The organism is Sphingobacterium sp. FBM7-1, assembly GCF_020687765.1.
Lineage (GTDB): Bacteria > Bacteroidota > Bacteroidia > Sphingobacteriales > Sphingobacteriaceae > Sphingobacterium.
The window spans coordinates 55,017-75,935 of the sequence record NZ_JAJEWJ010000004.1 but is presented as its reverse complement, the minus strand read 5'-3'; the positions used below and the strand labels follow the sequence as shown (position 1 = coordinate 75,935).

Below are 20,919 nucleotides of genomic sequence, written 5' to 3'. Positions count from 1 at the left end.
TTCTATTGATTAGCTACGATAATTAAATCCAAATCCTTCGAAGGCAAATTAAATTTTTCTGCCATGTCTTTATTCGTCAACATGCCTTGATACAGGTAAACGGCGCTACGAATACATTTATCGGACCAGATCATATTATTCATACCGCCACATTCTCCTATCTGGAGAAGTAAGGGGGTCATAATATTGGTAAGGGCATAAGTCGCGGTCCGCGCCACACGAGAGGCAATATTGGGTACGCAATAATGTATCACGTCATATTTGCGAAATACCGGTCTATCGTGGGTAGTCACCTCCGAAGTTTCAAAACAACCACCTTGATCAATGCTGACATCGATCAGAACCGCATTCGGTTTCATTTTGGCGACAGTATCTTCCGAGATAATACAGGGCGAACGGCCGTTCTTAGCCCGTAATGCACCGATAACAACGTCACAGGAACGTACGGCTTTGTTTAATACAATGGGCTGTATAACGGACGTAAATACCCGGCTGCCGACGTTATTTTGTAAGCGACGTAACCGAAAAACAGAGCTATCAAATACTTTAACCTGCGCGCCGAGCGCAATAGCCGCGCGCGCGGCATATTCGCCTACTGTGCCAGCCCCAATAATCACCATTTCTGTGGGGGGAACACCTGTTATACCCCCTAGCATCAATCCTTTGCCGTCGAAGATATTACTCAGGTATTCGGCCGCTATAAGTACCGAGGTTGCGCCCACAATTTCACTCATCGCGCGTACGACAGTTAAATGGCCTCCTTCGTCCTGGAGATACTCATAAGATACGGCGGTAATTTGCTTTCGCATTAACGCTTGCAATACGGCTAACTTCATGAGCGACGGCTGATGAGAGGATAGCAGAACCTGCTTATTTTTCATCATACCTACTTCTTCTAGCGTTGGGCTTGCAATTTTAACGACAATATCACATTCAAATATCTCCTGTCTATCAGGACTGATTCTGGCGCCCTGTTCGCTGTAATGCGTATCCAAAAAATTGGAGGCTTCACCCGCTCCTGTTTCAATTACGATCTCATGTCCGTATTCGACGAGTAGTGCGACGGATAACGGCGTTAATGCTATCCGCTTCTCCTGAAAAGATATTTCTTTCGGCACGCCGATTTTTAGTGCGTGTCGACTTTTGCTTACGGTCGCTAGCGCTTCCTGCGGCTGAAATATCGCCTTGTGGGCAATTTTTGACATATCGCTCATGTTAGAATCTGATCAATTTTATCAAAAGTGAATTTAGCTATTATTCTTGATATTTAGGCAATAAGATTCATAAATCCACTTTTTTTCCTATTTTTACAACCTATGTAAAAAACATTCAATGCAAAAGTTTCCTGTTTTTAATCAAATTGGTATCGTTCCTCGATGGACCATTTTTATCTTTGACTTGGCCATTGCGGCTATTGCTTTTGTATTTGCATACGGCATATTCCATTCCTTTGACATATTGGCCTATGCTACGCCAAGTTTTGCAATCAAACTGATTTATTGTTTAGGAGTTACTTCCCTATCTTTTCTAATTTTTAAACTCTACTCGGGCATCGTCCGATATACGAGTGCGGTGGATTCGATTCGGATTTTATCAACCTTACTCTTTAATATTATTATGCTGTTCGCGATCAAGTTGATTATGATTGCGTCCAATATCCCGGCGATTATCCCTACCAATGTCATCATCGTATACAGTTTGTTTGCCTTTACAGGTTTGACGACGTATCGGACTTTGATTAAAATATTTTTTCAATACAACAAAACAAAATCGTCCGACAAAAAGAACCTCATTGTATACGGCGCCGGCGATTTAGGAATAGCCGTAAAACGTACTTTTGATCACGATCTTAAGTCGAACAAATATATTGTCGCGTATCTGGACGATGATGATACTAAAATCGACAAATACATTGATGGTATTAAAATTTACGCTTCCAGAGATCTGGTTCGCCTCGTCGATAAGCTAGCTATTGACGAATTGATTTTTGCCTCCCACCGAATTAGTACGGAAAAAAAGAGCCAAGTCATTGATCTCTGTCTTGAACAGAAAATAAACGTGCTCACACTCCCTCCGGTGAGCGAAATTATCAATGGCACGGTATCGCCGACACAGATAAAAAAGGTGAAAATAGAAGATTTGTTGGAGCGGGCACCGATTAAGTTGAAAAACGACACGCTTTCCAAACAACTACGAGGCAAACGTATTCTTGTAACCGGGGCCGCAGGGTCTATCGGAAGTGAGATTGCAAAACAGCTGGGGTATTTCGAACCGCAGCTTATTATTTTATGTGATCAGGCGGAGTCGCCGCTGCATAACTTGCACCTAGACTTGCAAGATCGGTTCAAGAGCCAAGCATACCAATCTTTCATCGCTGACGTAAAAAATGAGGAACGCATGCGCATCTTATTTGAGACGTTCAAACCGCAATATGTATATCACGCAGCGGCCTATAAGCATGTTCCGATGATGGAAAACCACCCCATTGAGGGGGTAAGGACAAATGTCTTCGGCACGTATACATTGGCTAATTTGTCGGTTGAATTCGAGGTGTCAAAATTTGTTTTCGTATCGACAGACAAGGCGGTCAATCCTACTAACGTTATGGGAGCTACCAAGCGTATAGCCGAAATGTATGTGCAAGCAATGAACAACAATTTGGAGGAAAATCACCCGCAATCGAAAACCCGGTTCATTACCACACGTTTTGGGAACGTACTAGGATCAAACGGATCGGTTATTCCACGTTTCCGAGAGCAAATCGAGAAAGGTGGGCCAGTTACGGTAACGCATCCGGAAATCACGCGCTATTTCATGACCATTCCTGAAGCCTGCCAATTGGTGATCGAAGCGGGATGCATGGGGAACGGCGGAGAGATATTTGTATTCGACATGGGAAAATCAGTGAAAATCGTTGATCTGGCGGAAAAAATGATTAAACTTTCTGGTTTCATTCCGTATCAGGATATTGACATTAAGTTTACGGGACTCCGGCCGGGCGAAAAGCTATATGAAGAGTTGCTCAACGATCTTGAAAACACGCTACCAACGCATCACCAAAAAATTATGATTGCAAAGGTTCGCGAAAACGACTTCGCTATGGTGAGGGAGCATATCGCCGCCTTATCAGCAAAGACGAAGACAAACAGTAACATAGAGGTTGTTCGTCAGATGAAAGTCATGGTGCCGGAATTCAAGAGTCAAAACTCTATCTACGAGCAGCTGGACGACGAGGTTCCTTCTACGACGAATGGGTAAAGAAAATTTGCGACTTGAATGAACTATACGACATTGCTGAGAAAAGAAAAGTAAAATACAGCGGAAAACTTGTATTAAAATTTTAAAAGTGTAATTTTGCGTTCCATATTTATTATACGCTAATAACAAATGTCAAATAAAAACGTAAATCAAACTGAACCTAAAAAACTATCAGGTTCTTTTTTTCAGGACAACCAAAAAAGCATCACCTTCATCGTGGGTGGTATTATCCTTTTGATTTTACTGTATTTAGGTTATCAACGACTCTACCTAGCTCCTCGTGCAGAAAAAGCAGCCAATCAATTATATAAAGCAGAAGAATATGCTGCAATTGATTCCCTACAGGCTAAAGCTATTGAAGGCGATGGCTCTTTTCTCGGCTTTAAAGAAATTGCGGAAGAGTATTCTAACACAAAATCAGCGAACATTGCTAATGCTTACTTAGGCGGTCTATACCTTCGCCAGGGCAATTTCCAAGAAGCTATAAAATATCTTCAAAAATACTCGGATACGGGAAGTGAAATCTTAGACCCTTTGGTTACGGGTTTAATCGGAGATGCATACTCCGAATCTAAAGACTACAAAAGTGCTGCAGATCACTATAAAAAAGCAGCACAAAAAAGTAAAAACACCTATACGACACCTCTATTCCTTAAAAAATTAGGCTTGGTGTATGAAGCATTGGAGGATTTCAAAAATGCGGAGGAAACTTACCAGTCTATTAAAACGGCATACCCGAATAGCCCTGAGGCTAACTTGATAGATGGTCTTATCGCGCGTGCACAAGCGAAACAGCAATAAAGATATAGCTTATTATTAAGAGACGTGGGCTGCTTATTTTTTATAAGCAGCCTTTTTTATATATCTTTGCCCCATGTCTAGTAGCATGAAGAATCTGTCAGACTTCTCACATATTGAAGTAGGCAACGCGGAAGGATTAAAATTCGCAATCGTCGTTTCACAATGGAACGCCCAAGTTACGGGAGCTTTGTTAGATGGTGCCGTAAGAGGCCTACAACAACACGGTGTCCTAGAAGAGGATATGGATATCATTCAAGTTCCGGGTAGTTATGAATTAATTTCGGGCGCCGACATTGTACTTCGCGACAACTCATTTGACGCCGTCATCTGTCTGGGCTGTGTTATTCAAGGTGAAACCCGGCATTTTGACTTTATCTGTGACGCCGTAGGCCATGGTCTGGCGAATGCTGCATTAAAACATAATAAACCTGTTATTTTCGGCGTATTAACTACAGACAATCTGGAGCAAGCCTTGGATCGGGCTGGAGGGAAGCATGGAAACAAGGGAGAAGAAGCCGCCATTACTGCCATTCAAATGGCACTGATCGGTAAAAAATACAAGTAAGGTATTTGGCTTCAGTTTTAAAATTGGAGGTCGACTATGAGAACATTCCTAATAGCAATTATTATCGGTATCCTTTCCCTATCGCATACCGCTTTGCGGGCACAGGCGGGGCCGGAAGCCGGGGAAATACTATTAAAGGGGATGGGGGGCAAAGATAAATGGGACAATACAAACTATATTCTCTTTACCGCAAACGGAAACGATCTTAGACCCTTTCAAGACAGCCGCAAGTTCCTTATCAATCGAAAATCTGGACAAGCTCGTTTCGAAGGAAAATCTAACGACGGTGAACAGATTGTTTCCCTATTTAACTTTAAAACAGAAAAATTAACGAAATTCTTTGTTAACGGTGTTGAAATAAAACAGATCGATACGGAAGTCTTAGAGCTTTTCAACAAAATCAATACGCAATTCAAAAAGGACGCTACTTTCCTCTTTTTGCCTGCATTAATTGAACAGCCTGCAACAAAGACGGGAAAAACATCATCCAAGATATTCAACGCCGAAAAATTGCAGTCGTTACCTTTTCAGTTAGAAAGCGGATTGTCTGGGGAAGTATTGTTCAATAGGGAAACGGGATGGATCAGGCAGTTTATCGACAAAGATGGGAACACCTATGTGGTAAATGATTATAAGGATACGGGCGGCGGATTGTTTTTACCAACGGGTTTTAAAAACTTAGCAGATAGCAATAAAAGTTTTTTATTTCCGACAGTAGCAGTCTTCACCGAAATGGAAGAAACAAGGTTTTCGACCCTTTAATAGTATTATTAAGGATAAGACGGGCTGTTTTTCTTCTTTTATTTTGCATATTAAATAATCATTTCTATATTTGCACACCGAAACACAAAAACGGCCCGTTCGTCTAGGGGTTAGGACGCAAGATTTTCATTCTTGAAACAGGGGTTCGATTCCCCTACGGGCTACAGATCTTGAGATCAAAACATACTAAAACGCTGTAAATTAAATATTTTACAGCGTTTTTCATTTTATCGGTATCTACAGATCTTTCAATTTTTCCCAGTAAAAATTGAGTCGTTCGGTGATCCATTTATTATCTGTTTTCGCGCCCGACGATCTCCCGCACCTCTTCAAATTCTCCTTCGACCTCTCCTGAGACACGTCCGGTCATCAAAGAGACCACCACGGTGGTTAGAAAACTCAGTAAAAAGCCGGGAATAATCTCATAGACTTCTTTATATGCATGCGGTACATAAACCCATAACAGTACCGTGGCTCCGCCCACCAGCATGCCGCTCAGTGCACCCATTGCTGTTGTACGCTTCCAAAGCAATGAAAGGATAACGAGCGGGCCAAAGGCCGCTCCAAACCCCGCCCATGCATTGCCAACAAGCCCCAGGATACTTTCCTGTGGATCCAGTGCCAACAGGAAGGCTACCACGGCTACCACAAGCACCGATATACGGCTCATGATGAGCATATTTTTGGCAGTAGCATGTTTGTTGAAAAACGTTTTATAGATATCCTCTGTCATCGAACTGGAGGTCACCAGAAGCTGCGAAGATATCGTACTCATCACTGCCGCCAGGATAGCGGAAAGCAAAAATCCACCGATGAGCGGATGGAAAAGCGCTTTGGACAGGTATATGAATATCGTTTCGGAAAGTTCCTGCGAGGCATCAAATTTCAACATGGTATCCGTGTCAAACCGCTGGAGGTAGGCAATCCCGAAAAAACCGAGGAGCAGGGAGCCCAGAACAGTTCCGATCATCCAGGTCATGCCCACACGTCTGGCTTTTTTAATGTCCTTTACGCTATCGATCGCCATAAAGCGGACGAGGATATGCGGCTGACCGAAATACCCCAGTCCCCAGGCCAATAGAGAGACAATGGATATCGCGGTAGTTCCCCGTAGCATGTCCATATAATTGGTATCCTTGGTATAGATGGTATCCACCGTTTCCCCTATACCGCCCAATTGAAAAATAACAACGGTGGGTATCAGCAACAGCGCTATAACCATGATCGTTCCCTGCACGGCATCCGTCAGGCTTACGGCCATGAAACCACCGATGAATGTATAGAATACCACCACCAGCGATGTAACCCAGAGGCCGATGCTGTAATCCATCCCAAAAGCCGATTCGAACAACCTTCCGCCCGAAACCATCCCGGCAGAAGTGTATAGGGTAAAGAATACCAGGATAAAGACGGAAGATACCAGCTTCAATAGCTGCGACTTATCACGGAAGCGGTTTTCAAAGAAGACAGGCAGCGTTATGGCATTTTTTGCAACTTCGGTATACACCCGCAGGCGCGGCGCCACGATAAGGTAGTTCAGGAACGCGCCGGTGGTAAGCCCGATGGCGAGCCATGAACCCGATAGCCCCATCATGTACATGGCACCCGGAAGCCCCATCAGAAGCCATCCGCTCATATCGGATGCCCCGGCGGACAGGGCGGTCACGAAGGGTCCCATCTTGCGTCCACCGATCAGAAATTCTTCGGAGTTACTTGTCGATTTTCGGTATCCGTAGATACCTATCATAATCATGATCAATACATATAAACCAATAGAAATCAACTCATAAATATTCATGGGCATTGTTTTTTAGTGTGTTTTATGAAATAAAAACCTACTTCCACAAAACGTGAACAAAAATATAATTAGGGGATTAAAGGTCACATCTTGTGCAAGCGGTTCGGGTAAAGGTATAAAAAAAATTATACCTGACATGACCGGAAGGCGTGGTATCGTTTAGGTATAAACAAAAGGTATAGTATTCACAAAAACAGATAGACCTGTTCTATAACCTGTGTTTTAGTGCCCGTTTTTTCCTACCTTAGTTCGACTGAAACCAAATACCATTAGATGCAGCAATTCATAGACCAGATCTATAACATCGTCTGGAGCGATGCCCTCGTTTATCTCTGCCTTCTCGCAGGAATCTATTTCACCTTACGTTTTCGCTTTCCACAGCTGCGCTATCTTCGGCACATGGTTCAGCTCCTGTTCACGGGCAGCAGTTCAAAAAGGGGAATATCTTCATTCCAGGCCTTCGCCCTGGCGATATCCGGACGGGTCGGTACCGGTAATATTGCGGGTGTAGCGACGGCTATCGGCATGGGCGGTCCCGGAGCGGTATTCTGGATGTGGACAATTGCTTTTCTCGGCAGTTCGTCCGCCATCATTGAGGCATCCCTCGGACAGATGTACAAAGAAGTGAAAGATGGACAGTACCGCGGTGGCCCCGCATTCTATATCCTAAAAGGACTCCGTTCCAAAATCTTTGCGTGGACTTTTGCCGTTGTCACGATTATAAGTGCCGGTTTTCTTTTGCCAAGCGTGCAGAGCAACAGTATTTCGCTGGCCGTCCACTCTTCTTTCGGTATCTCGCACCATATCATAGCCATTGTGCTGGTGTTACTTCTGGCGTTTATCATCATAGGAGGCGTCAAGCGTATAAGCCTCGTAGCCGAATATGTCGTACCGTTTATGGCAGGAGCTTATATCTTGATGGCCATAGTAATTATGGCACTCAATTTCCACCAGATCCCCGATGTCATTGCCCTGATATTCAATGCTGCCTTTAATACCGAATCAGCATTTGGCGGTATTATCGGTATGGCTATTTCTTGGGGCGTAAAGCGTGGCATTTACAGCAACGAGGCCGGACAGGGAACAGCGCCCCATGCCGCATCGGCAGCAGCGGTAAGCCATCCTATCAAGCAGGGACTGGTGCAAGGGTTTTCCGTTTATGTGGACACCCTTTTTGTTTGTACGGCAACAGCGTTCATGATCCTGTTCACGGGGCAGTTTAACGTCGCAGATCCCGACGGAGGTTTCCTTGTCCAGAATCTAGGAGAGAAAATACAGGCAGGACCGGAATATACGCAACTTGCCGTAGCAAGGCATTTTCCAATGATAGGCGATAGTTTTGTGGCGATTGCCCTTTTCTTTTTTGCCTTTACGACGATCATGGCGTATTATTATATTGCCGAGACCAATGTCAGTTTCGTAATGCGAACCAGCCGGAATAAACTGCTGATATGGGCATTACGCCTGCTTATTCTTGCATCGGTATATATGGGTTGTATATCCACGGCGGAATCGGCATGGACGTTAGGGGATATAGGTGTGGGCATTATGGCGTGGCTGAACGTCATTGCCATTATCTTCCTGCACAAGAGGGTGCTGGTACTACTGAAAGACTATGAAATGCAGAGACGCGAAGGAATAGACCCCGTATTCGACAGTTCAAAATATAATTTCCGCCATATGGATTTCTGGAACCGGAAAAAATAATCTGCCCCTAGACTGCCCTGGTGTCCCGGATATGTATCATTGTCCTCAATCCCCATACGCCTGTCCTGCTGACTTCCGAAGATACCGAGTAGCAACGGCCACGTAAATGAAGCCGCCCAGCGCGTAACAGGCAATATCCCACGGATCGGCCGTCATTTTTTCGTTCCAGAGAGGGAACACTATTTCGCACAAGATCGACACCAGCAGAACGTATCCTACGATATGGGAAAGGGATAAGGTATATTCTGTTCTCCGATGGAATAGCTTCCGTTCCAAGACAATAAGGTGCAGTAGGATCGGCATGCACAGTAGCGGATCGAGATAGCTATCGGCCAGGGAAAGTGAAATGCCGGCTATTTTCTGCAGGTATTGGTGGAGTATGAACAGAAATGCACATATAGTAAAAAGGATGGCTGACTTCTGTCCCAATTTCATAGCGCAATCAGAAAAACGAGCAACAGCACGACCAGCAGCACCGGAGACAGCAACAATAAGAGCAAAAGAACAGGTAGTTTCAGAATAAACATAACGATCTGCAAGAAGAGGGGCTGCCCTTTCTTGGGACGGATCCAATTTTCCAATTTCCTGTATGCAGACGAGATGGTTTCCTTTATCTCATCCGTCGCCGTTCGTTTCTTTGGTTCGTGCCGGCTATCCTTATTGGTATTTCCGTTTCCTTCCATTTTTTCTTTAAGCACCGTCATTTTCCGGAAGTTCCGGCACGATAGCGATAAGGGGCTGTAAAGGACCTCTGGTCTGCTGTACCCCGGTTGCCTCATCTACCTTCGCCTGAACTTCGCGCCCAAAAGATTGTAACATTTCCTGTCGGGTCTTTTCGGAAATAAAGCTACCGGGCTGCATGAGGTTGACCAGTCCAAGACCGATGGTGACTGCGACAACGGTCGTCAGTATATACATACCGAAGGTACGCAGGCCAAGGCCAGAAAGTTGGGCGGTATCCTTGAGATCGGATACACCCTTGATCAGCGATACGCTGATCAGCGGAATAGCAATCAGTTTAAGCAGGTTGATAAAAATCGTTCCAAAGGGTTTGATCCAGTCGATGACAAATTGTTTTCCGCCTGTAAACTGGACACATAATAGCCCCAAGAGGATACCTCCTACAATACCGATCAATATCTGCCAGTGTAACGCTATCTTCTTCATCCTATGTCTTTTTTTCGTTATCGTTTGATGGTGGCGCGACTCGGCTTAACAGGATATAACCCGTTACACCCGAAAGGAGCGAAGCGACCAGTATGGAGAATTTTGCCTCGGCGATAAGCAGATTGTCCGAAAAGGACAGCAGGGCAATAAATATAGACATGGTAAACCCGATACCCGCCAAAAGACCTACGCCGATAATCTGTGCCCAGGATGCTCCCTCCGGCATAGAACCGATACGCAACAGGATTGCCAGTTTGGTCATCAGGTAAACGCCAACAGGTTTACCCAGCATAAGCCCTACAATGATCCCTATCCCCAAAGGTGAAATCAACCCCTCCAGCATACCCTCTTCAAAACGGATAGCTGTATTAGCTAAAGCAAACAAGGGAACGATCAAAAAGTTTACGGGCGTGACAAGGGCATGCTCGAGTTTTAGTAGTGGTGGTTCCTGCTGCCCTTTGGTAGCAAGTGGGATGGTCATGGCCGTCAGTACGCCCGCAATAGTCGCATGGATGCCCGAATGATGGACAAAATACCAGATAAAAAGTCCGGGAATGAGATAGAAGATCAATGACCGGATACCTAACTTATTAAAAATGAAGAGCAGCGCCAATATAGCCGCAGCGTAGCCAAGATATATGGTGTGAAGCTCTGCCGAATAGAAAATGGCGATAATAAGAATGGCGATGAGATCGTCCACAATCGCCAGGGCCGCCAAAAATACTTTTAGGGAGGCTGGGACACGTCTGCCCAGCATGGCAATCACGGCCAGGGCAAATGCGATATCTGTTGCCATAGGGATTCCCCAGCCACTGACGGTTTCCGTCCCTTGATTGACGGCAAAGTATATACCAGCAGGTATGATGGCTCCGCCGAAGGCGCAAAATATCGGGAGAAGGGCCTGTCGGGGAGTAGACAGTTCCCCACTCACCAATTCTCTTTTTATCTCCAGTCCGACCAAAAGGAAAAAGATAGCCATTAGGCCGTCGTTTATCCAGAGCGCAGTCGTATATCGTAAATGTACCGAAGCTGTCTCAAACCCCAGCGGTGTGTTCAGTATATTTTCAAATGTAGCACCGAGCGGAGAGTTGGCAATAGTCAAAGAAATAAGCACACATATAAACAGGATTATCCCGCCGCTTGTCGGTGAATCAGTAAAATTTTTGAGGATTTTCAGCATAACTAGTTCCGTAAAAGGTGACAAGTTTCAAAGATAATATAACCAAATAGATTAGAAAAGGAAAATCGTATATCATTGCCAAAACAGTCGTTTTACAGATGTTTCCATCAATTTTCTATCAAATAGCCGTGACCTTTATATTGAAAACATTAAATTAGCTGAATTTTATAAGTTGTTGACACTTAAAATCATTGTTATGATGAAGAAACCGAATACGGCTTTGATATTTATATTGGTCTTGGGAGGATAAACGAATTCTCTACTTTTAAATGCTCCTGTCTTAAGGGGAGAGGTCATTGTGCCAGCACACCATTTTATGCACAATTCTATATAAAGTCTTATATTTAGACACAGAAGACTTTCTTAGTTATGGACATAGTTAAATTAAATAAAGCATTTTCTCTTTTCGATGAATACAATCGCCGTGATCCGAATATTTTTAAAACAGACGGACACGCTGAACCATCGACTTATTTCTTCGCGATTAAGCTGTATGGTTGGGTTACAACACTTAATCCGCATGCCAGTGAAGCTTTATTGCTAGCATCTCGCTCCCAGCACATTGGAAGATGGGAAGTACCTCGCTCGGCGTACCCCGACGGAAGGGTGGGATATCTCAAATGGCGAAGTGATTTATCTCGATTTCACGCACAAAAAGCAGCGGACATTTTGACCGTTGTAGGGTACGACAGTGATACTATTGATCGCGTTCAGGATATTATTTTGAAGAGAAAACTGAAAATCGATTCGGAGGTACAAACGATAGAAGATGCGCTTTGTTTAGTTTTTTTGGAGTTTCAATATGACGACCTCATTGCGAAGCATTCGGATGAGAAGATTGTCAATATTCTAAGAAAAACATGGGGTAAGATGACCGATCAGGGAAAAAAAGTCGCTTTAACGCTTAATTTTACGAAGAAAGGAACACTTTTACTAAACAAAGCGTTGGAAGGTTAGACGCATTCCCGAAATAGGAGATCGGTTGGTTCGCCCGGCTGCGCGGACGGGACCACTATCCATATTAAGTGGAAATCCATAAGAGTTATCATCACCCACGATCTTAATAATATCGAAAAAGCATATTCGTGTGATAGAGAAATAAACTTACTTAAAACGCTGCAAATTTTATTTTACAGCGTTTTTTCATGATCGTTGAATATGCAGTAATTGATATTAAACCAAAGCGGCTTTTACCGCTTCGGACAGTGATGTGGTTGGTCTTCCGATCAATTGGGAGAGCACTTTGCCATCATTAAACAAGTCATCTTGGGCGGCTCCAGTATCAAAACTTGCAAATGCTTTTGCTAAGCCTTCAGGCAGCCCCATTGACGTCAATGTATCGGCATATTCGGCTTCTGACAGATTGTTATAAGGAATCGTTTTCCCCACCTGCTTAGACATCTCTGCCGCCAAATCCTTTAGTGTATAAGCCTCATCCCCTGCGAGCTCGTATACTTTTCCGACATGCCCCTCACCTACTAATACGACGGCTGCAGCTTCAGCAAAATCCGAACGAGTAGCGGATGAAATCTTTCCATCTCCAGCGCTACCGATGAATGCGCCCGCGGCCACCGCAGCCGGAATCGAACCCGTATAGTTTTCTGTATACCATCCGTTTCTTAAAATCGTATGGGGAATCCCAGACTCTTTTAACATTTTTTCGGTTTCAACATGTTCTTCGGCCAAACTCAAGGACGACGTATCTGCATGGAGTAAGCTTGTATATACAATCCATTTCACGCCTGCTGCTTGAGCCGCCTCAATAATGTTTTGGTGTTGTATTTTGCGCTGGCCGATCTCGCTTCCTGAGATCAACAACAAATGATCAACATCTTGCAGGCTATCTGAAAGTGCTGCGGATTTAGTGTAATCAAATGGCCTTGCCTCGATATTTAAATCAGATGCTTTATCCGGCGAACGAACCAATGCCACTAAATTCTCCGTGTCGACTCGCTGCTTTAATTTTTCCACTACCAAACGGCCTAATTGCCCAGTAGCTCCTGTAATTCCTATTTTCATATTTTTTTATTTTTTATTTAAAGTATACCTAAAGCTTACGATTAGCCAATCTTTAACGAAGTCATCGTTAAAGATCCTCCGACGGCCTTGTCGTTAAATAAGGTAGCTTGCTCACGCTGATCTTTCACCGCTAAAGCATACAGCAAAGGCATATAATGCTCCGGGGTAGGGATAGCTAAATCAAAAGCCTTACCTTGCTTATCGTAATCAATCAAAGATTTATGGTCGTCGTTCAGAATAAAATGCTTCATTTTTTCATTTGCTTCGATCGCCCAGTCAAATCCGAAAGTGTCATTCAACTGCTGCCATGCGACCATCCGAAGATTGTGTACCATATTGCCACTTCCAATAATTAGCACCCCTTTCTCACGGAGTGATCGCAGTTCCCTTGCCAACTCATAATGATATTGGGCATTTTGATAATAATCTAAACTCAGCTGAATGACGGGAATGTCCGCCTCAGGATACATGTGTCGGATCACCGACCATGCCCCATGGTCTAACCCCCATTTGTCATCTAAACCCACCTCGGTCTTTGTGATGATCGATTTTGCTTCGTACGCTAAGTCGGGGCTACCCATTGCCGGATACTCTACGGCAAACAATTCTCTCGGGAACCCGCCGAAATCATGTATAGTTGGCGGATTCTCCATTGCTGTAACAAACGTACCCCTTGTTTCCCAGTGAGCCGACACACAAAGAATAGCGCTGGGTTTAGGGATTTCCGCAGCGATCTTCCGAAATCCTTCCACAAATTCATTCTCCTCAATGGCATTCATAGGGCTGCCATGACCTAAAAAAAGCGCCGGCATTTTCACCGTATTATTAAATTCGGATGTTATTTTATTTAAATCTTTTAATGTCATTACTTCTCCCCATGCAGGCAAAATTGCCCAGCTCCTTAAAAAATTCACTCCTCACTGTTAATATACCCTGGATTGAATTACGAGTTTCCGTAAATATTAGATTCACCACCGTCTATCGCGATGGTCTGTCCGTTTACATAGGATGCATCCTCGCTCAATAAAAAAGTGACTACCTTAGCTACTTCATCGGGCAGACCTAATCTCTTAATCGGGTTGCGTTGCGCGTATTCTGTCTCTGCTGCTTTCGGATCGTCAGGGTTTACCTGACGGAACGCTTCTGCCACCATCGGGGTAAGAATGGCTCCTGGTGCAATAGCATTGGTATTGATGCCATCTCGTCCGTGTTCGAGGGCTGCATTTTTAGTCATACCCGATACGGCATGTTTACTAGCGACGTAAGGTATTTGATTCAACACGCCTCGGATCCCTCCTACGGAGGCTACATTAACAATACGTCCGTATTGTTGTTTTTTCATCACCGGAATGACATAACGCATTCCGTAGTAAACCCCCATCAGATTAATGTCTATCACTTTTTTAAACATCTCGACATCATATGCTGTCATCCCGGTCTGCTTACCTTCAATACCGGCATTATTATATAGCCCGTCTATACTACCGAAGGTTTTCACCGTTTCGGCAACATAATTTTTCACAGCCTCTTCGTTCGAGACGTCAGCAGTAACAGTAATAACCTTAACATCAACAAATTCCGCATGGATTTCTTGTTTGGCTTTGTCCAATGCCTCGGTATTATAATCGACTAGTGCTAGATTGGCTCCACGTGAAGCCAACTCTTTTGCAGCGGCAAGACCTAAACCCATCGCTGCTCCAGTGATAATAATTGTTTTATTTTCGAATTGTTTCATCTTAATTAATTTTAAAAGGTTAAATGATATAAAACAAAGATACCACCGATAGCCGCGGAAGCGGTAACAGTATTCAGAAAAGGAGTTGTACTTTTAGGAAATAAGGCGTTCCATCTCCCTACGGAACGCTGTTGGGGTTTGTCCGGTCTTCTTTTTAAACACGTGCGTAAAATAGGCTTTTTCATTGTAGCCCAATTCAAAACCAATTTCGGAGATGGTTTTATCCGTAGTAGACAGCAGATTCTTGGCTTCAATCAGTTTTCGTGTTTCAATAATCGCCGAGACACTTTGTTGAAGAATCTGATGGCAAATATTATTTAGGTTTCGAGAAGACATAAACAGCTTTTCGGCATAATAGGCCACGCCTACATTCCGACGAAAATTTTCTTCTAAAATGCTCAAGAAACTTTTAAAGGTAATGCTATGTGATGTTAGCTGCTCTTCCTCACCAGACTGCAACTTCCTCCGCTCAGACTCTATCATCGTAAAAATGGTTTCTAAAAGCTGGCGGATGATCGCATAGTCGGGCGCAGACTGCTCCATTTCTTCGCTCATCATTTCGCAAAGCGTGGCCAGTCTGCAGAAACGGTTGTCTGCAGGCAGTTCCATGCTCGCGTTGTCGTGGTATAGGGAGTATAGCTGAAACGTTGTTTCAGGAATAAATTCACTTTTGAAACGAATAGCCCACATTTCGCATTTCCCGTCGTTCATAACGGGCTTAACGCGATGTACTTTTCCCCGGGTCACGAAACTCACAAATGGGGCATGGAGGACCGTGGACTTAAAATCGATAAAGTGTTCTAACTGCCCTTCTGTACCGATGATAAGTTCTTCAAAACTATGATGATGCGGTTCATTTTCCGATACGATGATTTTTTGTGCGTCATCTGTATTAACCCGAAATATTTTAAAAGTTTCTATCATCGAAAAAAATCATCGCTTCGTATTTACCACACTGTCACGCTAGAAGCTCACCTGTCAAAAAATGGTGTTTTAACTCATTCGTTAAAGTTAGCACTTTATTTTCCTTCCCGCTATTATCTTTTTAACAGCTACCTTCGTTATCCTCATTTGCCGTTTCGTGAAAAAGTGTATTTTTTCATGGTAAAGCATCCAACCTCCTAGTGCACCAATAGAACTGCCGATCAATTCGTTGACAAGCCGAGTTTTGATAAGAACATGAGAATGCTCTGTTAAAGCAATATTAGGCTCTGCTAAGAAAATCGTTAGCATAGTAATGAATACGGCAGCAATGCCATAGTTTCGTACAACAAAAAATTCGCCGATAGTCTGTAAAAGGATGATACAAATTCAAACGTCGTTTTTTTTATGCTAATAACTGTTTCAATCCCTTTTATATTAATCCGTCGGAAAAAGCAAGCTTTGCTGAGCACACCGGTCTGAGGTGCTGTTTACACAAAAAAACAGCGTTTAGTTCGTTTTTTATGTAGACCGGTGGCTTTATCCCCGAGAACGCGTACAATCCAGATTAAGCGGCAGAATATGGGAAATTAGGTCATAAAAAAGTTCCCGAAATCGAATGTCGGGAACTTTAGTCTTTAAACTGGGTTACGAGAAGGAATTATAATTCCTTTATTTCACCAACCAACTTGGTAATAGTCTGCTTGGCATCGCCAAATAACATGAGACAATTGTCTGCACCGAAAAGCTCATTCTCAATACCGGCATACCCCTTACCCATGCTTCTTTTGCTCACAATAACCGTTTGTGCTTTTTCTACGTTCAGAACTGGCATACCAAAGATCGGGCTACTTGGATTTGTCTTTGCCGCCGGGTTTACAACGTCGTTGGCTCCCACAACAAACACCAGATCCGTATTGGCGAAATCATCGTTAATCTCATCCATCTCGATCAGTTTATCATAAGACACATTGGCCTCTGCCAAAAGTACGTTCATATGCCCCGGCATCCTACCCGCAACCGGATGGATAGCAAAACGCACATTTATGCCCTTTTTCTCACACAACTCACTTAGTTCACGAATGGTGTGTTGCGCCTGTGCCACGGCCATTCCATAACCAGGAACGATAATCAAAGACGAAACTGAATCAAAAATTTGAGCAGCTTCTTCCACACCAACTTCTTTCACGACGATCTGTGGTCCGTCAGCGGCTGCGGCACCACCAGCTGAAGTTTGTCCGAATCCTCCGAGCAGTACATTCGCTAAGGAACGGTTCATCGCTTTACACATGATCTGTGTTAGGATAATTCCCGACGCCCCGACTAGTGCTCCAGATACAATAAGCACGTTATTGTTCAAGACAAAACCAGTAGCACAAGCTGCCATACCTGAATAAGAGTTCAATAGGGAAATCACCACGGGCATATCTGCTCCACCAATTGGAATAACCACCAGTAGCCCCAAAGCTAATGCTATTACCCCCAGTACAATTATATAAGTCGGGTTTGCGAAATCAGTCAATGCGAAGACCGTAATGGCAATAGCGAGCAGTAACAAGATCAGGTTGATAAGATGTTGACCGCTAAACACGATTGCCCGTCCCGATATACTACCGTTAAGCTTCATAAACGCGACGAGTGAACCCGTGAACGTGATCCCTCCGATAAGGATACTCAAGGCAACACTAATTCCGGTAATCATATCCACATCTACACCACGAATCTGTGTGTTAAACCAAAAATCGGAGAATGCAACGGAGAGGGAAGCCAATCCGCCAAAACCGTTAAATAAGGCAACCATTTCCGGGATCTTCGTCATTTGCACCTTGATAGCGATGATGATCCCGATCACAGATCCAATAAGGATACAGATAAAAATGTCGATTAAAGAAATTGCTTCGACCTGAATGACCGTTGCGAGTATAGCGATAAACATCCCCACCGATGAAACGATGTTTCCTTTGCGTGCCGTTTTAGTACGACCTAACATTTTGATGCCTATGATAAATAACACGGAGGCAACGAGATACGATATTTGTATAATGATATTCATTTTCTATCTTTCTATCTTTATTTTTTCTTGAACATTTTGAGCATTCTGTCTGTTACGGCATAACCTCCTACCACATTTATAGTCGCTAGCATAAGGGCTAACATTCCCAGCCATTTACTTACGGTGAAATAACCAAGCTCATTACAAGCGATAATCGCTCCCACAATAGCGATCCCTGAAATGGCGTTGGAACCAGACATCAGCGGCGTATGAAGGGTCGGTGGTACTTTATTAATTAACTCAAAGCCTAAATAACTGGCTAATATCAATATATACAATAGAATTATAAAACTTTCAGCAGACATAACTTATGTGTTTTTATTATTTAGATAAAATAGATTTTGTAAACTCATGAACCAATTCCCCTTTATGGGTAATTAAAGCTCCCTTGGTTATTTCTTCATCCATTTCCCATTTGAAGCCTTCTTTATCGGCTAAATGGAAAAGGAGCGCACTTAAATTGGTGGCATACAACTGGCTAGCATTTATCGGCAATAGCGACGGAATATTGGCTTCACCAATAATCGTCACACCGTGTTTCTCGACTGTTTGATTGAGTTCTGAAAGCTCACAATTACCTCCGGATTCCACAGCCATATCCACAATGACAGAACCCGGTTTCATCGACTTTACCATTTCTTCCGTTACCAAAATCGGGGACCGCTTACCCATCACCAATGCCGTAGTAATAACGAGATCTGCATCTTTTATTTTATCCTTAATCAATTGTTGTTGTTTGGCTAAGAATTCCGGAGAGACTTCCTTCGCATAGCCCCCCTCTGTCTTAACTTCTTCGGTCGATTCCACGGTTAGGAAACGTCCTCCGAGAGATTCTACTTGCTCTTTTGTCTCTGGACGCACATCAGATACTTCGACAACCGCTCCCAAACGTTTAGCTGTGGCGATCGCTTGTAGCCCCGCTACTCCCGCTCCAAAAATAAGTACCTTTGCCGGCGTGATTGTTCCTGCTGCAGTCATCATCAATGGAAATATTTTCCCCAGTGCATTTGCGCCCATTATCACCGCTTTGTAACCTGCTAAATTTGCCTGCGAACTAAGTGCATCCATCTTTTGTGCCCGCGAGATCCGGGGTACCGCATCCATTGCGAACGATGTTATTTGACGCGCGTTCAGTACTTCAAGTAACTGGGGTTGGGTGTAAGCATACAGCAAAGAAATACTAACCGCCTGCTGTTTGTATTGGGACGCTTCTTCCATAGTCGGTGCATTCACTTTGAGAATGACGTCCGAATTAAAGACTTCTACTTTTGAAACCACCTGCGCTCCCGCCGACTTATAATCGTCGTCAGCGAAGTTGGAACCTAACCCAGCTCCACTTTCGACCTGGACTTGAAATCCTTTTTTAACGAGCAACTTAACTATCTCCGGACTAAGTGCCACCCGACGCTCGTTTATTTTAGTTTCTGTTAGTACTCCTAAAATCATTATTTTTTTAGCTTATAAATTATGACAACAAATGCTTTTTGTTTTTAAAAAAAATACAAATTCGCTAAAGATAGGACAAATAATTAATACCTTAAAAATAAAAAGGCTAAATAAATGAAATAACCATCATCCAAACGCCTATTTAATGAAAAATTACCATTGCAACTATCGAGCTGCGGTTTATGCGTCTTTATGAAGCAGGTTTTCTACCATTGCGAGGGCTAAATCGATTCATAATTACGGCTACTAAAGCATCGCCTGTAATATTAGTTGATGTTCGCAGCATATCTAAGGGTCTGTCTACCGCGAATATTAATGCGATACCCGCGGGACTGACGCCGATTGACTCCAAGACGATGACCAACATGAGCAGACCTGCTCCCGGAACTGCCGCCGAACCGATTGACGCTAGTGTAGCCGTAAGTATGACGCTTAATTGTTGGCTCGTTGTAAGGTCGTATCCCATTACTTGAGCGATAAAAATAGCGGCTACCGCTTGATAAAGGCAAGTCCCATCCATATTAATGGTAGCCCCTATAGGGAGGACGAAACTGACAACATCCTTCCGAACTCCTAAGTTGTTCTCCACGCAGTCCATGGTAACAGGCAACGTCGCAGCGCTTGAGCTAGTCGAGAAACCAAGTAATTGAGCTGGGAAAATTGCTTTGAAGAACTTCTGTGGCTTCATCTTTCCAAAGAAATACAAAAACAAGGAATATACGAGATAGACGAGCGTTACTAATCCTAGTATAACCGTAAGCGAATAAGCTCCTAGAGCTTTAAAGACATCAAAAGAAGGCGCTTCCGCAACCAGTGTAACCATCAGGGAAAATACGCCATAAGGAGCAGCTAGCATAATCAAATCAACGATCTTAAGTACGATAGCATTGCCTGCATCCAGCACCTTTTTAAATGCCTCCACTTGATTAAAGGGAAGCATAATCATTGCGACACCGAAAATGATGCTAAAAAATATAATCTGGAGCATGTTACTGTTAGCGGATGCTGATTCAAAAATGTTCTCTGGGACAATATCCACAAGGGCTTGTAAAGGACCTCTAGCCTCTTCGAGTTTCTCCACCTCATCGACTTTTTGCTGCACCTCTCCACCAAACGATACCAGCATTTCCTTCCGGGTATCTTCGGAAATAAAACCTCCTGGATTGATAAGATTAACAAGGCCCAGACCTAACATCACAGCAATTATCGTGGTAGCAACATAAAAGCATAGTGTACGTATTCCGAGGCTAGACAGTTGGGTTACATCCACTAAGTCAGAAATACCTTTAATTAAAGACACGATAATAAGTGGGATAGCTATTAATTTCAACAAGTTGATAAAAATCGTTCCGAAAGGTTTGATCCAATCAACCGCAAATGCGGTACCAGCGTCAAATTGAACGCACAATATCCCAACTAATATCCCCGCTAAGATACCTATCAATATCTGCCAGTGTAAAGCTATTTTTTTCATTATATTAGGGTCTATATAACCTGTTACGGTCTA

Annotated in this window: 21 protein-coding genes and 1 tRNA gene; 7 read left to right on the top strand and 15 right to left on the bottom strand. The window is 43.5% G+C overall.

Features of this window, described 5'->3' with window-relative positions:
* Positions 1 to 2: 2 nt before the first annotated feature.
* The gene (locus tag LKO28_RS08835; protein ID WP_227694437.1) at positions 3 to 1,214 is read right to left on the bottom strand and encodes an alanine dehydrogenase; all 1,212 of its coding nucleotides are present in this window, start codon (positions 1,212 to 1,214) and stop codon (positions 3 to 5) included.
* A 118-nt stretch (positions 1,215 to 1,332) separates the two neighbouring features.
* Here LKO28_RS08835 and LKO28_RS08830 point away from each other — a divergent pair, with 118 nt between their 5' ends.
* The 5 genes from LKO28_RS08830 (at position 1,333) to LKO28_RS08810 (ending at position 5,550) form a co-directional block, all read left to right on the top strand.
* Positions 1,333 to 3,258, top strand: coding sequence for a polysaccharide biosynthesis protein (locus LKO28_RS08830; RefSeq protein WP_227694436.1), 1,926 nt, complete (start codon positions 1,333 to 1,335; stop codon positions 3,256 to 3,258).
* A gap of 129 nt (positions 3,259 to 3,387) precedes the next feature.
* Positions 3,388 to 4,059, top strand: coding sequence for a tetratricopeptide repeat protein (locus LKO28_RS08825; RefSeq protein WP_227694435.1), 672 nt, complete (start codon positions 3,388 to 3,390; stop codon positions 4,057 to 4,059).
* Positions 4,060 to 4,132: 73 nt separating this feature from the next.
* Positions 4,133 to 4,624: a 6,7-dimethyl-8-ribityllumazine synthase gene (ribH, locus tag LKO28_RS08820; RefSeq protein ID WP_227694434.1), complete on the top strand. Its 492-nt coding sequence runs from the start codon at positions 4,133 to 4,135 to the stop codon at positions 4,622 to 4,624.
* Positions 4,625 to 4,660: 36 nt separating this feature from the next.
* Positions 4,661 to 5,386 carry a hypothetical protein gene (locus tag LKO28_RS08815; RefSeq protein WP_227694433.1) on the top strand — a complete coding sequence of 242 codons (726 nt, stop codon included), beginning with the start codon at positions 4,661 to 4,663 and terminating at the stop codon, positions 5,384 to 5,386.
* Between the two features lie 92 nt (positions 5,387 to 5,478).
* Positions 5,479 to 5,550, top strand: a tRNA-Glu gene (locus LKO28_RS08810).
* A 128-nt stretch (positions 5,551 to 5,678) separates the two neighbouring features.
* Here the strand turns inward: LKO28_RS08810 and putP are convergent.
* Positions 5,679 to 7,184, bottom strand: a complete 1,506-nt coding sequence (gene putP, locus LKO28_RS08805) for a sodium/proline symporter PutP (protein WP_227694432.1) — start codon at positions 7,182 to 7,184, stop codon at positions 5,679 to 5,681.
* Positions 7,185 to 7,457: 273 nt separating this feature from the next.
* Here putP and LKO28_RS08800 point away from each other — a divergent pair, with 273 nt between their 5' ends.
* Complete coding sequence (locus LKO28_RS08800; RefSeq protein WP_227694431.1) at positions 7,458 to 8,891, top strand: alanine/glycine:cation symporter family protein; 1,434 nt, start codon at positions 7,458 to 7,460, stop codon at positions 8,889 to 8,891.
* 45 nt (positions 8,892 to 8,936) lie between these two features.
* On the opposite strand, the gene LKO28_RS08795 is transcribed toward LKO28_RS08800, so the two are convergent.
* Genes LKO28_RS08795 through nhaA form a run of 4 tightly spaced genes read right to left on the bottom strand, consistent with a single transcriptional unit; the run spans position 8,937 to position 11,238 of the window.
* The gene (locus tag LKO28_RS08795) at positions 8,937 to 9,326 is read right to left on the bottom strand and encodes a hypothetical protein (RefSeq protein ID WP_227694430.1); all 390 of its coding nucleotides are present in this window, start codon (positions 9,324 to 9,326) and stop codon (positions 8,937 to 8,939) included.
* Positions 9,323 to 9,574, bottom strand: a complete 252-nt coding sequence (locus LKO28_RS08790) for a hypothetical protein (RefSeq protein WP_227694429.1) — start codon at positions 9,572 to 9,574, stop codon at positions 9,323 to 9,325. Before LKO28_RS08790 ends, LKO28_RS08795 begins: the two co-directional genes overlap by 4 nt.
* A gap of 7 nt (positions 9,575 to 9,581) precedes the next feature.
* Positions 9,582 to 10,058, bottom strand: coding sequence for a dicarboxylate/amino acid:cation symporter (locus tag LKO28_RS08785; protein ID WP_227694428.1), 477 nt, complete (start codon positions 10,056 to 10,058; stop codon positions 9,582 to 9,584).
* 1 nt (position 10,059) lies between these two features.
* Positions 10,060 to 11,238: a Na+/H+ antiporter NhaA gene (nhaA, locus tag LKO28_RS08780; protein ID WP_227694427.1), complete on the bottom strand. Its 1,179-nt coding sequence runs from the start codon at positions 11,236 to 11,238 to the stop codon at positions 10,060 to 10,062.
* Positions 11,239 to 11,607: 369 nt separating this feature from the next.
* Between nhaA and LKO28_RS08775 the strand changes: the two genes are divergently transcribed.
* Entirely contained in the window at positions 11,608 to 12,195 is a 588-nt protein-coding gene (locus LKO28_RS08775; RefSeq protein WP_227694426.1) for a DUF4202 domain-containing protein, read from the top strand.
* Between the two features lie 216 nt (positions 12,196 to 12,411).
* On the opposite strand, the gene LKO28_RS08770 is transcribed toward LKO28_RS08775, so the two are convergent.
* The 9 genes from LKO28_RS08770 to LKO28_RS08735 all read right to left on the bottom strand — a co-directional run bounded on the left by LKO28_RS08770 (position 12,412) and on the right by LKO28_RS08735 (position 20,886).
* Positions 12,412 to 13,257 (bottom strand): SDR family oxidoreductase, encoded by an 846-nt coding sequence (locus tag LKO28_RS08770; protein ID WP_227694425.1) that lies wholly within the window; start codon positions 13,255 to 13,257, stop codon positions 12,412 to 12,414.
* Positions 13,258 to 13,298: 41 nt separating this feature from the next.
* A complete protein-coding gene (gene ygiD / locus LKO28_RS08765; RefSeq protein WP_227694424.1) occupies positions 13,299 to 14,171 on the bottom strand; it encodes a 4,5-DOPA dioxygenase extradiol in 873 nt (290 codons plus the stop codon).
* A 29-nt stretch (positions 14,172 to 14,200) separates the two neighbouring features.
* Positions 14,201 to 14,992 (bottom strand): glucose 1-dehydrogenase, encoded by a 792-nt coding sequence (locus tag LKO28_RS08760; RefSeq protein ID WP_227694423.1) that lies wholly within the window; start codon positions 14,990 to 14,992, stop codon positions 14,201 to 14,203.
* 93 nt (positions 14,993 to 15,085) lie between these two features.
* Positions 15,086 to 15,916, bottom strand: coding sequence for a helix-turn-helix domain-containing protein (locus LKO28_RS08755; protein ID WP_227694422.1), 831 nt, complete (start codon positions 15,914 to 15,916; stop codon positions 15,086 to 15,088).
* 87 nt (positions 15,917 to 16,003) lie between these two features.
* Positions 16,004 to 16,294: a hypothetical protein gene (locus LKO28_RS15585; RefSeq protein WP_411028038.1), complete on the bottom strand. Its 291-nt coding sequence runs from the start codon at positions 16,292 to 16,294 to the stop codon at positions 16,004 to 16,006.
* A 280-nt stretch (positions 16,295 to 16,574) separates the two neighbouring features.
* Positions 16,575 to 17,966: an NAD(P)(+) transhydrogenase (Re/Si-specific) subunit beta gene (locus LKO28_RS08750; RefSeq protein WP_227694421.1), complete on the bottom strand. Its 1,392-nt coding sequence runs from the start codon at positions 17,964 to 17,966 to the stop codon at positions 16,575 to 16,577.
* Between the two features lie 17 nt (positions 17,967 to 17,983).
* The gene (locus LKO28_RS08745) at positions 17,984 to 18,271 is read right to left on the bottom strand and encodes an NAD(P) transhydrogenase subunit alpha (protein WP_227694420.1); all 288 of its coding nucleotides are present in this window, start codon (positions 18,269 to 18,271) and stop codon (positions 17,984 to 17,986) included.
* Between the two features lie 16 nt (positions 18,272 to 18,287).
* The gene (locus tag LKO28_RS08740) at positions 18,288 to 19,412 is read right to left on the bottom strand and encodes a Re/Si-specific NAD(P)(+) transhydrogenase subunit alpha (RefSeq protein WP_227694419.1); all 1,125 of its coding nucleotides are present in this window, start codon (positions 19,410 to 19,412) and stop codon (positions 18,288 to 18,290) included.
* Between the two features lie 190 nt (positions 19,413 to 19,602).
* The gene (locus LKO28_RS08735; protein WP_227694418.1) at positions 19,603 to 20,886 is read right to left on the bottom strand and encodes a dicarboxylate/amino acid:cation symporter; all 1,284 of its coding nucleotides are present in this window, start codon (positions 20,884 to 20,886) and stop codon (positions 19,603 to 19,605) included.
* Positions 20,887 to 20,919 lie beyond the last annotated feature (33 nt).